General features: G+C 64.8%; 11 protein-coding genes and 2 tRNA genes. 7 read left to right on the top strand and 6 right to left on the bottom strand.

What is annotated here, in order from left to right; all coding sequences use genetic code 11:
* Window positions 1–90: 90 nt before the first annotated feature.
* The gene (locus tag AC2FNA_RS01490; protein WP_234136786.1) at window positions 91–516 is read left to right on the top strand and encodes an Lrp/AsnC family transcriptional regulator; all 426 of its coding nucleotides are present in this window, start codon (window positions 91–93) and stop codon (window positions 514–516) included.
* 100 nt (window positions 517–616) lie between these two features.
* On the opposite strand, the gene AC2FNA_RS01485 is transcribed toward AC2FNA_RS01490, so the two are convergent.
* Together AC2FNA_RS01485 and AC2FNA_RS01480 are read right to left on the bottom strand one after the other, a co-directional pair.
* Window positions 617–1,078 carry a disulfide bond formation protein B gene (locus AC2FNA_RS01485; protein WP_496823884.1) on the bottom strand — a complete coding sequence of 154 codons (462 nt, stop codon included), beginning with the start codon at window positions 1,076–1,078 and terminating at the stop codon, window positions 617–619.
* A complete protein-coding gene (locus AC2FNA_RS01480; RefSeq protein WP_496823882.1) occupies window positions 1,078–1,656 on the bottom strand; it encodes a YqaA family protein in 579 nt (192 codons plus the stop codon). Before AC2FNA_RS01480 ends, AC2FNA_RS01485 begins: the two co-directional genes overlap by 1 nt.
* 134 nt (window positions 1,657–1,790) lie before the next feature.
* Here AC2FNA_RS01480 and AC2FNA_RS01475 point away from each other — a divergent pair.
* A tRNA-Leu gene (locus tag AC2FNA_RS01475) sits at window positions 1,791–1,876 on the top strand.
* Window positions 1,877–2,054: 178 nt separating this feature from the next.
* Here the strand turns inward: AC2FNA_RS01475 and AC2FNA_RS01470 are convergent.
* Window positions 2,055–2,130, bottom strand: a tRNA-Thr gene (locus AC2FNA_RS01470).
* Window positions 2,131–2,472: 342 nt separating this feature from the next.
* On the opposite strand from AC2FNA_RS01470, the gene AC2FNA_RS01465 reads away from it, so the two are divergent.
* From AC2FNA_RS01465 to AC2FNA_RS01445, 5 genes are all read left to right on the top strand, one after another.
* On the top strand, window positions 2,473–2,829 hold the full coding sequence (locus AC2FNA_RS01465) for a GNAT family N-acetyltransferase (RefSeq protein ID WP_496823880.1): 357 nt from the start codon (window positions 2,473–2,475) through the stop codon (window positions 2,827–2,829).
* A gap of 253 nt (window positions 2,830–3,082) precedes the next feature.
* Window positions 3,083–4,051 (top strand): TAXI family TRAP transporter solute-binding subunit, encoded by a 969-nt coding sequence (locus tag AC2FNA_RS01460; protein ID WP_496823879.1) that lies wholly within the window; start codon window positions 3,083–3,085, stop codon window positions 4,049–4,051.
* Window positions 4,052–4,174: 123 nt separating this feature from the next.
* A complete protein-coding gene (locus tag AC2FNA_RS01455; protein ID WP_496823877.1) occupies window positions 4,175–6,784 on the top strand; it encodes a TRAP transporter permease in 2,610 nt (869 codons plus the stop codon).
* Complete coding sequence (locus AC2FNA_RS01450; protein WP_496823876.1) at window positions 6,781–7,218, top strand: universal stress protein; 438 nt, start codon at window positions 6,781–6,783, stop codon at window positions 7,216–7,218. The genes AC2FNA_RS01455 and AC2FNA_RS01450 overlap by 4 nt, the downstream gene beginning before the upstream one ends.
* Window positions 7,219–7,311: 93 nt before the next feature.
* Entirely contained in the window at window positions 7,312–8,364 is a 1,053-nt protein-coding gene (locus tag AC2FNA_RS01445; RefSeq protein ID WP_496823874.1) for a catalase family protein, read from the top strand.
* 52 nt (window positions 8,365–8,416) lie between these two features.
* On the opposite strand, the gene AC2FNA_RS01440 is transcribed toward AC2FNA_RS01445, so the two are convergent.
* The 3 genes from AC2FNA_RS01440 to AC2FNA_RS01430 are packed head-to-tail and all read right to left on the bottom strand — an operon-like array spanning window position 8,417 to window position 12,511.
* Complete coding sequence (locus AC2FNA_RS01440) at window positions 8,417–9,460, bottom strand: lipocalin-like domain-containing protein (RefSeq protein WP_496823872.1); 1,044 nt, start codon at window positions 9,458–9,460, stop codon at window positions 8,417–8,419.
* Window positions 9,450–11,864: an FtsX-like permease family protein gene (locus AC2FNA_RS01435; protein WP_496824304.1), complete on the bottom strand. Its 2,415-nt coding sequence runs from the start codon at window positions 11,862–11,864 to the stop codon at window positions 9,450–9,452. The genes AC2FNA_RS01440 and AC2FNA_RS01435 overlap by 11 nt, the downstream gene beginning before the upstream one ends.
* A complete protein-coding gene (locus AC2FNA_RS01430; RefSeq protein WP_496823870.1) occupies window positions 11,861–12,511 on the bottom strand; it encodes an ABC transporter ATP-binding protein in 651 nt (216 codons plus the stop codon). Before AC2FNA_RS01430 ends, AC2FNA_RS01435 begins: the two co-directional genes overlap by 4 nt.
* Window positions 12,512–12,580: the final 69 nt, after the last annotated feature.

The raw sequence follows: 12,580 nt of genomic DNA, 5'->3' as shown, positions 1-12,580 counted from the left end.
GTGTTTTTGTCAGATTCTGATCGAAACGTGTTGAACTCCAGTGGTGATTTTGCTCAGTAGGAAGGGGGATTGTGCAAATCGGAAATCATCATGGACAAAACGGACGAGCGCCTGATTGCCGCACTCAGACATGACGCGCGGGCGTCGCTGTCGGATCTGGCGCTGCAACTGAATTTGTCGCGTACCACCGTGCGGGCGCGAATCGAGCGGTTGATGCAGCGTGGAGATATCCTGGGTTTCACGGTCACGTTGAAAGAGGACGTGTTGAACGATCCGGTGCGCGGGCTGATGATGATCGAGATCGAGGGGCGCGGTGCCGCCCGCATCACGCGGCAGTTGCAGGGGCTGAAACAGGTGCGGGCGATCCACTCGACCAACGGCCGCTGGGACCTGATAGTTGAACTGGGGACCGAGACGCTGGAAGATCTCGATCACGCATTGGCGCGGATCCGCCTGTTCGAAGGCGTACAGGCCAGCGAAACCAGCCTGCTGTTGTCAACCAAGAAAGCCACCTGAGGGGAGGGGGCGCTGCCCCCGTCGCCCCAAAGGGCGACTCCCCCGGAGTATTTTCAGCGAAATGAAGAGGCAGGGCTGGTGCGGCCCATTGTGAGTGCAGTCAGGCCCGCCGGGTCGCGGCCAGCAGCCAGACCAGCGCCAGGGCCAGCGAGATCAGGCCGTTCCAGCCCGCCATCGAGATGCCGAACAGATCCCACGGGATCTCGTCGCAGCGCACCAGCGGCGCCTCCATGATTTGCGCCATCAGCTGTTCGGCGCTGAGCCCGCCGATCGGGCCGGAGGTGCAGGTGGTGGGGCCCTCCCACCAGCCCTGTTCGACACCCGCGTGATAGAGGCCGATGCCACCTGTGGTCAGTGCCGCCAAGGCGCCGGCCCAAGGCAGAATGCGCCAGCCGGTCGCCAGCGTCACCGCCCCGATGAGCACTGCCGCCCCATGCGGATAGCGTTGCCAGATGCACAGTTTGCAAGGCGCCATGCCGCCCAGATATTGAAATCCCCAGGCCGCCAGCAGCATCGCCGTCGAGCCGCCAGCGGCCAGGAGAACCAAGCGCTTACGTGTCATCACAGATACCTCACCAGAAAGAAGCCGCCGATCAGCAGCGCTATGAAGACGGTCATTACCAGCCCGAGACGCTTTTCGATGAAATCGCGCACCGGGGCCCCGAATTTCCAGAGCAACGCGGCCACCAGGAAGAAGCGCAGTGCCCGCGCCAGGATCGAAGTGGCGATGAAGGTGCCCAGTGGCATGCCCGTCCAGCCCGACATGATGGTGATCACCTTGTAGGGGAAGGGGGTGACGCCCGCCGTCAGCACCGCCCAGAATCCGAAATCGTTGAAGCGGGTGTTGAAGGCCTCCATCGCCTCAGCCTTGCCCATCGCCTCGAGGATCGGCGCACCGATACTGTCATAGAAGAAGGCGCCGATGGCATAGCCCAGCAAACCACCCAGCACAGAGGCCACCAGCGCCACCAGCGCAATCAGCCAGGCCCGCGAGGGGCGGGCGAGAATCATCGGGATCATCAGAAGATCGGGCGGGATCGGAAAGACCGAGCTTTCCAGAAACGCGACCAGCGCCAGCGCCCAGAGCGCGTGACGGTGATCGGCAAGCGCCATGGTCCGGTGATAGAGCGATGTCAGCATGCCGCCCGTGCCTGCCCTGTGATTGAGGTTGCAGGTTGCAAACCATGCGGCGCGGCCCGGGTCAACCGTCTTGCCGATCTCGTTTTTGCCTCTGGACCTTCGCCGCGGCTGCGGCTAATCCATGTCCTCAGGTGGCCCAAGTGGCGGAATGGTAGACGCAGGGGATTCAAAATCCCCCGCCTTTACGGGCGTGAGAGTTCGAGTCTCTCCTTGGGCACCAAACAATCTTGCAGGGCAGGTGCAATTGGATCGGGCTGAACGGCGATGGATCCTGAGGGCGGTTTCCGTTTGGGAAGCCTGCGCGTGAACCCGGCGAAAGAAATGCGGTCAAATCCGACCGGGAAAAAGGCTCACCAAGCGTCGGAGTATTCTGAAGGAAGGGAAGCCCGAGAGAAGACTGGTGCCGCTGAAGGGACTCGAACCCCCGACCCCATCATTACGAATGACGTGCTCTACCAGCTGAGCTACAGCGGCACTCTTCTCTTTGTGCGGGCCGAACGCTGGCCACCACTATCAACACCGCGCCGCATCAAAGCGGCTTGAACTGCCCGGATTCTCGGGCAATCCGGCCGAAGGAAAGGCGCACATCCTGACGCTCCGACTTTGCGCTCGCCGTTTAAACGCAACGGCCAGACCACGCAAGGCCAAATCGGAGAACCGCGGCCGCGTGTGTGGGGCCAACGAGGCCGCGCAAAGGATGGACAGACGCGCGCGCCCGCTGCTGGTTGAAGCCGGCACAACGGGATCGGACCATGCGGATCAGACTGGCTTGTATCAGTGATATCGACACCCTGATGGCGATCCGGGGCGCGGTGAGTGAAAACCAGCTTTCGGATCCGGCGCGCGTCCCGCGTTCGGACTATCTGGACTTTCACCGGAACTCGACCCTCTGGATGTGTGAAACCGGCGGGCAGGTGGCCGGTTTTTTCCGCCTGCGATCCACACAATGGGAACATCTGGGCGCTGTTCGTGGCCCCGGGCCGCGAAGGGGGCGGCTTTGGCCGCGCGCTCCTGGCGCGGGCCTGTGCCGATCTGCGGCGCGCAGGCTGGAGCAAGGCGTGGCTTGCGATCGGGGCAGGGACGCGGGCCGAGCGGTTCTATCGCCGCGATGGTTGGCGGGTCTATTGCGAGATGTCGGACGGAGACCTGTTCCATTGGCGCGGTCTGAGGTGACGGGCAGGCAAGCGCGGGGGAAAATCTGCGATATCGGTTCACATCTGGCGATTTCGCCAACCGGTTCACCCCTGCGGGTTGACAAGTCCAAAGTCCGGGTGGAACCCTTGATCCATCGGGACCCGCGCCCCGCGCGCCCTGACGGGTTGCAGCCCGCCCCCGCGCTTCGTATGCGCGATGGCCGGCGGAGGCAGTTCCGGATCTATCTCACGGGCGTTTCTGCCCGCTTATAAAAACTAACGGGAGTTACAGCATGAATCGCAACAGCAAGCTTGGTCTTGGCGCATTGGTCACGGCGGCCTTCATGGCGCCCGCGGCGATGGCCGAAGAGTTCATCACCATCGGTACCGGCGGTGTGACCGGCGTCTATTACCCGACCGGCGGTGCCATCTGCCGTCTGGTGAACAAGGGGCGCAAGGAACATGGCGTGCGCTGCTCGGTCGAATCCACCGGCGGTTCGGTCTACAATATCAACACCATCCGAGAGGGCGAGCTGGAATTCGGTGTGGCGCAGTCGGACTGGCAGTACCACGCCTATAACGGCACCTCGAAATTCGAAGAAGCGGGCAAGTTCGAAGGCCTGCGCGCGGTCTTCTCGATCCATCCCGAACCCTTTACCGTGGTTGCCCGCGCCGATTCCGGCATCAAGAGCTTTGACGATCTCAAGGGCAAGCGGGTGAATATCGGCAACCCCGGTTCGGGTCAGCGCGGCACCATGGATGTGGTGCTCGAGGCCAAGGGCTGGACCACCGGCGATTTCGCCCTGGCCAGCGAGCTGAAGGCGGCGGAACAGTCGGCGGCGCTCTGCGACAACCAGCTCGACGCGATGATCTATACCGTCGGCCACCCGTCGGGCTCGATCCAGGAGGCCACCACCGCCTGTGACTCCGTGCTGGTGAGCGTCGATGGTGACGCCATCGACAAGCTGATCGCCGACAACAGCTTTTATCGTAAGGCCACCATTCCCGGCGGCATGTATCGCGGCAATGACGGTGACACCACCACCTTTGGTGTGGGTGCTACCCTGGTGACCTCGGCCGATGTGTCCGAGGACGCGGTTTATGCGCTGGTGCAGGCGGTGTTCGACAATTTCGAAGACTTCAAGAAGCTGCACCCGGCCTTTGCCAACCTCAAGGAAGAGGAAATGATCAAGGACGGTCTGTCGGCGCCTCTGCATGCGGGTGCCGAGAAGTATTACCGCGAGCGCGGGTGGATCAACTGATCTAAGACGCGTTGATTTTGGGCGGGGCGCAGTTGCGCGCCCCGCTCCTTCCCGGCGGGGGCCGGGCAATGGATAAATGACGCCACCAGCCAAAGCAGCACGGCGTGACAGGGAGAGATTTTCATGACCTCTGAGAGTCAGGGTAATCGGCCGCTATCCGAAGAAGAGCTTCAGGATCTTGTTGCCTCTTCCGATGCGGGTGCGCGCGACCCGGCGGGCAGCATCGGGCTGTTTCTGGCCATCGTCGCGGTGATCTGGTCGGTGTTCCAGCTGATCCTGGCCTCGCCGATGTCGAACATGATCCTGCCCGGCAGCATCGTGAACAACTCGCGTCAGGTGCACCTGGCCTTTGCCCTGTTTCTGGCCTTTGCCGCCTATCCGGCGCTGAAATCCAGCCCGCGCGACCGCATTCCCGCGCAGGACTGGGTGATGGCGGTGCTGGGGGCGGGTATCGCACTGTATGGCTATATCTTCTATGACAAGCTGGTGAATTCGGGCGGTTTGGCCGACGATACCGACAAGTGGATCGCGCTGGTCGGTCTGATCCTGCTATTCGAGGCCGCGCGCCGCGCGCTGGGGCCGGCCATGGCGATCATCGCCACGATTTTCCTGGCCTATGTGTTCTGGGGCGCCTCGGAATGGGTGCCCGAGGTGATCCGCTGGAAGGGCGCCAGCCTGAAAAAGGCGATGAGCCATATGTGGATCACCTCCGAGGGCGTGTTCGGCATCGCGCTGGGGGTCTCGACCAAATTCGTGTTTCTCTTCGTGCTGTTCGGCGCGCTTTTGGACAAGGCGGGCGCGGGCAACTATTTCATCAAGATGGCGTTTGGCGCGCTGGGTCACCTGCGCGGCGGCCCGGCGAAGGCCGCTGTTGTCGGCTCGGCCGCGACCGGTCTGATCTCGGGCTCGTCGATTGCCAACGTGGTCACCACCGGCACCTTTACCATCCCGTTGATGAAGCGGGTGGGCTTTACCAGCGAACAGGCCGGCTCGGTCGAGGTCGCAAGCTCGGTCAACGGCCAGATCATGCCGCCGGTGATGGGGGCTGCGGCCTTTCTCATGGTGGAATATGTGGGCATCTCTTATGTCGAGGTGATCACCCATGCCTTCCTGCCTGCCGCGATCAGCTATATCGCGCTGATCTATATCGTGCATCTCGAGGCGGTGAAGCGGAACATGCCGACGTTGGGCGACCGCGAGGTGCATCTGATCCGCACCGTGGCGGGCATGCTCAGCTTCTTCGTGATCTTTGCCGGGCTGTGTTATGCGACCCAGTTCCCGGCGCAGGCGATTGCCGCATGGGCGCCCAGTTCCGCCGGGCTGATCATGGGGCTGATTGTGACCGCAATCTACATCGTGCTTGTGTGGTTCGCCGCGCAGGTGCCCGATCTGGAACCCGACGATCCCAATGCCGAGGTTGTCGAACTGCCCGATATCGCCCAGATCTACAAGGCGGGTTTGCATTACCTGCTGCCCATCGTAGTGCTGGTCTATTTCCTGATGATCGAGCAGAAATCGCCCGGCCTGTCCGCCTTTTGGGCGACCGCGCTGCTGTTCGTGATCCTGCTGACGCAAAAGCCGCTGAAATCGCTGTTCCGGGGCGAATCCGAGATGGCGAGCAGCTTCATGTCCGGGGTTGCCGACCTGTGGCAGGGGCTGATCGACGGCGCCCGCAACATGATCGGCATCGCGCTGGCGACCGGCACGGCGGGCGTGATCGTGGGTACCGTCACCCTGACCGGGGTGGGGCAGGTGATGGCCGATCTGGTCGAGTTCCTGTCGGGCGGCAACCTGGTGCTGATGCTGGTGATGGTGGGTCTGCTGAGCCTCGTTCTGGGCATGGGCCTGCCGACCACAGCCAACTATATCGTGGTCAGTTCGCTGATGGCCGGTGTGGTGGTGCAGCTTGGCGCGCAATCGGGGCTGATCGTGCCGCTGATCGCGGTGCATCTCTTCGTCTTCTATTTCGGCATCATGGCGGATGTGACGCCACCGGTGGGGCTGGCCAGTTTCGCCGCCGCCGCGGTGTCGGGGGGCGATGCGATCAAGACCGGTTTCACCGCTTTCTTCTATTCCCTGCGTACCGTGGCACTGCCGTTTGTGTTCATCTTCAACACCGACATGCTGCTGATCGACGTGGGCTGGGTGGGCGGCATTCTGGTGGCCATATCCGCAACCATCGCGGTGCTGGTCTTTACTGCCGGTACCATGGGCTTTTTCCTGACCCGCAACCGCATCTATGAAAGCGTTGCGCTGATCCTGGTGGCCTTTGTCCTGTTCCGGCCCGATTATGTGATGAACCGGATCGCACCGCCATTCGAGCTGTTCGAACCCGCCCGCCTGGAACAGGCGGTGGGCGACGCCGCACCGGGCGACGTGCTGCGGGTCATCGTGTCTGGGCCCGATTTCGACAGTGGCGAGATGAAGGACCTGAGCCTGGAGCTGACCGTGGGCGACGAGGCCGACGGCGCCGCGCGTGTCGAGGCGATGGGTTTCCTGCCGTTCGAGGAAGACGGGCTGATCAAGCTCGAAGAGCCGCTCTTTGGCGCGCCGATCGCTGAATCGATGCAGGATTTCGATTTCTACGGCGACGAGGCGGTGCGTGTTGTCACCGTCAAAGCCCCGGCCAACCAGCCGCCCAAGGAGCTGGTGTTCATCCCGGCGCTGCTGCTGCTTGGCCTTGTCGCCTTTCTCCAACGCGGCCGCGCCGCCAGACAGGGAGTCCCCGCATGAGCAGCTCTGTTCTTTGTGCCGTCGATATCAGCAACCCCGACAGCGACGCTCCGATCCTGAAACAGGCCGCGCGCCTGGCCGATCTGGACAGGGCGCGGCTGGACGTGGTGACCGTGTTGCCCGATTTTGGAGAAACCTGGGTCTCGGGTTTCTTCGAGGCGGGCCATCACGACAAGGCGGTCAAGGCCGCCCATGACACGCTGGTGCAGCTGTGTACTCAGACACTGGGGGCCGAGCGCAATGCCGATATCCGCCATGTGGTGGCCACCGGCACCGCCTACAAGGAGATCCTGAAAACCGCTGAAAGCGCGGGCAGCGATCTGATCGTGGTGGGCGCGCACAAGCCCGATCTGGCCGATTACCTGCTGGGCCCCAATGCCGCCCGCGTGGTGCGCCATGCGCCGGTCTCGGTCTATGTGGTGCGCGCGGGCTGACCCCGCCCGTCGCATCTGGATTTTTCAACCATCCGTGGTACCTTTGGCTGCCGGCGCTATTTCGCCGGCAGTTTCTTTGAAGGGTAATTTGACATGACGGATATTCGCGCGGATCTGGGCGAGGCGCCGATCTCGGCCAATGAGGACCAGATTATCGCCGACATCATTCAGGCAAATCTCAAGATGATGGAGGTCGAGGAGAACGGTTTCAAATGGCGGGCCCAGCATCCCAAGGGGCATGGTGCCATTCCGGCCCGGTTCATCGTCGGCCCTGACCTGCCGCAAGCCTTTCGCGCGGGGCTGTTTGCGCAACCCGGTGAGTATGCGGCGCTGATCCGGTTTTCCAATGGCACCGAACGTCGCGACGATCCCAAGGGCGGCGATGCCCATGGCATGGCGATCAAGCTTTTCGGCGTGCCGGGCGGTCGCGTCGAAGGGGCGGCGGATGCCAAGGGCACGCTCGATTTCGTGCTGGTGGATAACGAGACCTTTTTCGAGGGCGATCTGAACGAGTATTCCGCCTTCAACGATCTCGTCTCCGAGGTTCTGAATTTCAAGCGTAACGGGGACGAGGCGCTTGCCGCAATCGTGAACGGGATCTACCTGAAATTCCTCAAGAAGTATTTCAGTCACGATATCTATGCGGTGGCCCAGAAATTTGGCGATCAGCATCCGACCTCGCCCCTGCGCGCAATCTATTGGAGCACGACACCGTTTCTGCATGGCGATATCGCGGTGAAACATCGCGTGGTGCCCGATCCGGCGCCTGCGCCCGGAGAGTTGCGAGACGGGGTCGAGGGCGCGGATGGGCTGACCGATCAGCTGCTTGACGGGTTGAACGGCAAGGCGGCGGCCTTTGATTTCTATATCCAGCCGCAAGAGGACGTGGCAGCGCATCCGATCGAGGATCCAAACGTGAACTGGACCGAGAATGGGGCGGGCTGGGTGAAACTGGCACGGATCGAGATCCCGGCGCTTGACGCGGGGGACGCGGTGGCGCGCGCGGCTCGCATTGCGGCAGGGGATCGGATGGCCTTCAACCCGTGGAACACGCTGCCCGAGCATCGCCCGCTGGGCGCTGTGAACCGGGTGCGCAACAAGGTCTACAAGGAACTTGCCCGCGCCCGCAACGCCGAAGGTGTATAGGCCAGAAAGCAGAAGGTCGCGCCCGTCCTCTGCGTTCGGGCGCGACCCAGCCTTACTCGTCCCCGTAGCCGGTCATCTCCAGATAACCACGTCCGGCGTGGCTGCCGCTGACGCGCACCGGTCCTTCCCAATAGGCAAAAGACGTGCCCATCCAGGCCTGCGGGTATAGCGCCTTGACCGTCACATCCAGCCCCCGTGCCGGGATCGCCAGCCGCCAGCGCACCGGCACCTCGGGGCCTGCTCCGCTGGGCGCGGTGGCCAATGGCTCGGCGTGGATGCTGCCATCGGGCAGGGCGGTCGCGCGCCCATCGGGTCCGATCCATGTTCCAGATGCAAAATCCGTGTCGCCGCGCAGGCGAAAGGCCATCACCCGGCTACCATCGTCCAGCACCAGCGAGAACCAGTCCCAGCCGCTCTGATCCTCGGCCAGCGGTTGCGAGGACCATTCCCGGTCGATCCAGGCCTGGCCGGTCACCGGCATCTCTCCCTCGGGCAGGGTCAGGCTGCCTGAGACCTCCAGAAACGGTTGCGAATAGTAATAGCTGGCCTGACCGGCGGCGGATTTGACCGAATAGCCCCCTTCGCCATGCAGGACCAGCGGCCCTTTGGCGCGCATGGCCAGATGATAGGCGAAATCGCTTCCCCCGGCGCGCAGCACCATGTCGCCCCCCATGTCGCCCGCCATCTCCCATTCGTCGATCCAGGCGCGAAAGGGGGTGGCCTGGGCGCCTGCCTGTCCGATGCCGCCGCGCGACAGTCGCTCGGCAAAGAGGTGGCTGTCGGGCGTGGTTACGGCGGCATGTCCCATCCACAGTTGCGGGCTTTGCCAGCCCGGGGCATCGCCCGGTTTCAGGGCCGAGCGGAACAGGGTCCATTGCAGGCCATAATCGCGCCCGTCGGCCCCGGTCAGCGTGGCAGTCAGATACCACCATTCGATGCGGAAATCGGGATGTGGCCCGTGATCGGCGGGAAAGGCGGGGCTTTGCCCGCGCTCTGGCACCGCAAAGCCATCAGCCTCGGTTCCCAGTCCGGCAAAGCCCTGCGCCAGCGCCGCCCAGGGCCAGAGCAGCAGAAAGACAAGCAGCCTAGCGTTCATTGGCAAAGACCCTCAGCAGGTGGGCAGGCGGCAGGCGGTATAGGCGTAGCGCGGGCAGGGCGGCGGCCAGCGCCCCGGTGGCCAGCGCCAGCCCGATCAGCCGCAGCCAGTCGAGCGGGAACAGATACATCGGCAGCCGCCAGCCAAAGGCCGCCACGTTGATCACCGCCAAGAGCAGCCAGGCCAGCACCAACCCCAGCGGCAGTGCCAGCAGAGCCGTCATCGCCGCCAGCGCCACCGCGCGCGCCAGTTCCAGCCGCGCCAGCCGAGCGCGGGTCAGCCCTAGCGCCCAGACCGGTGCTAGCTGCGGCAATCGTTGTGTCCACAGCGTCAGCAGGCTGGTGAGGATCGCAAACCCCGCCACCCCCAATGTCAGAATGTTGAGCGCGCCGGTGACCAGAAAGGTCTTTTCAAAGATCGCGCGTGAGCGGGCCTTGAGCGTCTCCTGACGGATCACCGAGCCGGCGGGAAGGTCGAAGGTGGCGGTGATCTCATCGGCCAGCGCATCGGCTTGCTCAGGCGCCAGATGCACGCCGAACCTTGTGTCGGGCGTGCCGGGATAGCGGTCCAGCAACTGCTCCAGCGCCACGATGGCCTGTCCGGTCGGGTTGCCGTAATCGGAATAGACTGCGGCCACCGGCAGGGTCCAGCCAGGGGCCAGTTCGACCCTGTCACCGGGCCAAAGCCCGTCGCGCCGCGCCATCTGTTCGTTGATCAGAGCCGCCTCTCCGCGCATCACCCGGTCCCAGTCCTGCGGGCTGCGCGCGATCAGCGGCCAGTGGGTGCGATAGCTCTGGTGATCGACGATTCCATAGACGAACAGCGGCGCGCCTGCGCGGTCGAGCTCGACTGGACGGATCGGCAACACCGCATCGCTGCGCGGTTCCAGCCAGTCCGCCAATGCGGCGCCCTGCGCATCGTCGCGGGCAGTGACGTAAAGGGTCGAGGTCAGCCGCTGGTCAAGCCAGCCGTCGAAGGTGAGGCGAAAGCTCGCTACCATGGTGCCGACGCCGATATTTGCGGCCAGTGCCAGCAGCAGCGCCATCAGCGCAAGTGACAGGCCGGGCAGCTGTGCCCGCATGTCGGACCACAGCCATTCTGCAACCGGGCCGCGCGCCCGCGTAGTGCCGAACGTCAGCAGAACCGAAAGGGTCGGCGGCAGCGCCAGCGCGGCGGCCATCAGCACCGCGCCCAAAAGGACAAACCCGCCGATCAGCCCGCCACTCAGCGCAAATCCCGCCAGTCCGGTAAGCAATAGCGCCAACGCCAGCAGCAGCTGGGTCCGCGCGTTCAGGCGCCCGCTGCCCCAGGCGCGCTGTCCGGGCGCGGCCAGGATCGGCATGCGGGCCAGCCGCCACAGCGCCTGTGCACTGGCCAGCAGGGTGCCCGCCACCGCCATGCCAAGGCCCGACAGCAGCCAGACCGGCCTGAGTTCCAGCACGCCCGAGACCGGCGCCCCGTAAAGCCCGCGAAGGGTTGCCGCCACGTCCGGCAGCAGGGCGGCAGCCACCACATAGCCCAGCACCAGCCCCGCCGCACCGCCCAGCAGCGCCAGCAGGCACAGCTCTGCCAGCAACAGCCGGGTCAACAGCCGCAGCGGCAGGCCCAGCGCGCGCAGCGTGCGGATAAGGCCGCGTCGCTGCTCGAACGCCAGTCCGACCGCGCCATGTACGATGAACAGGCCCACCACGAAGGAGAGCAGCCCAAAGGCGGTGAGGTTGAGGTGAAAGCTGTCCGTCAGCCGCGCGATGTCCTGGGCTCTGGAAGCGGGCTGGCGGATCAGTTCGGGGGCGATCTCGGTCAGAGGGGCACGGCGCAGCGGCTGCTTGGGCAGGACCAGCAGATGCGAGATATGGTCGGGACGGTTCAGCAGCGTCTCGGCGGTGCCGATATCGGTCAGCATCGTGTCGGGTGGCAGGGCGGTGGTCTCGACCACCGGCGGCAGGCCGGGTTCGCCCTGCAAGGCCAGCGCCAATGCGGGCGCGGCAAACAGGCGTCCGGGCGCGGTCAGCGCCTCGACCGGGGCGATTTCGGCAGCGGCGGCGCTTTCGGCGATGGCAGGCAGGTCGGGATAGGCCAAGAGGTCTATGCCGGTCACCGCCACCGTGCGCGGACCCAGCCGCATCTCGCCCTCGAGCACGGCGGCCACCTGCCAGCCCGCCTCGCGCAGGGCAAGATAGTCATCAAGCGTCAGAGCCGCCCCATCCGCGCGGCGCAGGCGGTCCAGCCCGTCGGCGCCGATCTGGCTGGCCGCGCGCGCATAAGAGGCGCGCGCCTCGCCATTGATGGCCTGCACCGCCGACCAGAGGCCGGTGGCCAGCGCCACGCCCAAGAGCAGCGTCACCAGCTGAATCGGATGGCGCCGCCAATGCGACCCCAGCGCCAGAAGCGCGGCGCCGATCACGCCGCCACCCGCCCGCCGGTCAGATGCGCGCGCCAATCCAGCCGGGCGGCGATGGCCTGCGAATGGGTCACCAACAGCAGCGCCGTGCCGCTGTCGCGCACCAGGTCCAGCATCAGGTCCAGCACGGTGCCGGCGGCGGTCTCGTCGAGGTTGCCGGTCGGCTCGTCCGCCAGCAACAGCTTCGGACGACCGGCCATCGCCCGACCGATGGCGACCCTCTGTTGCTGACCACCCGACAGCTGCTCGGGATAGCGATCGGTCAGATCCTCCAACCCCAGCCGCGCGGTGATCTCATTCAGCCAATCGGCATCCAGCCGCCCGGCCAGCCGCGCCTGGAACGAGAGGTTCTGTGCCACGGTCAGCGCCGGGATCAGGTTGAACTGCTGGAATACCAGCGCCACTTGGTCGCGCCGCAGCGCCGCCCGGCCCGCATCGTCAAGTCGCGACAGCGCCACCCCGTCCAGCGTGATCTCGCCGCTGTCGAACCCGTCCAGCGCACCGGTCAAGTTCAACAGCGTGCTCTTGCCGCTGCCGCTTTCGCCGGTCAGCGCCAAGCTCTGCCCTCGATCCAGCGTGATCGAGGCCCCGCGCAGCACCGGGCGCCCCCCCGGATAGGTCTTGGTCACGGTATCGACGGTCAGAAGCATGGGCGCGCGGCCTCCGGGCAGTTATGGGTCAGAGAATGGTCCGTCCTCTGCCGCTGTCCAGCCCCAAGC

Source organism: Ruegeria sp. YKSD163 (assembly GCF_059612905.1).
This window is presented reverse-complemented; position numbering and strand designations above follow the sequence as displayed.

Coding starts and splice junctions, on each gene's coding strand:
- AC2FNA_RS01490 (WP_234136786.1), top strand. CDS start 91: ATGGACAAAACGGACGAGCGCCTGATTGCCGCACTCAGACATGACGCG.
- AC2FNA_RS01485 (WP_496823884.1), bottom strand. CDS start 1,078: ATGACACGTAAGCGCTTGGTTCTCCTGGCCGCTGGCGGCTCGACGGCG.
- AC2FNA_RS01480 (WP_496823882.1), bottom strand. CDS start 1,656: ATGCTGACATCGCTCTATCACCGGACCATGGCGCTTGCCGATCACCGT.
- AC2FNA_RS01460 (WP_496823879.1), top strand. CDS start 3,083: ATGAATCGCAACAGCAAGCTTGGTCTTGGCGCATTGGTCACGGCGGCC.
- AC2FNA_RS01455 (WP_496823877.1), top strand. CDS start 4,175: ATGACCTCTGAGAGTCAGGGTAATCGGCCGCTATCCGAAGAAGAGCTT.
- AC2FNA_RS01450 (WP_496823876.1), top strand. CDS start 6,781: ATGAGCAGCTCTGTTCTTTGTGCCGTCGATATCAGCAACCCCGACAGC.
- AC2FNA_RS01445 (WP_496823874.1), top strand. CDS start 7,312: ATGACGGATATTCGCGCGGATCTGGGCGAGGCGCCGATCTCGGCCAAT.
- AC2FNA_RS01440 (WP_496823872.1), bottom strand. CDS start 9,460: ATGAACGCTAGGCTGCTTGTCTTTCTGCTGCTCTGGCCCTGGGCGGCG.
- AC2FNA_RS01430 (WP_496823870.1), bottom strand. CDS start 12,511: ATGCTTCTGACCGTCGATACCGTGACCAAGACCTATCCGGGGGGGCGC.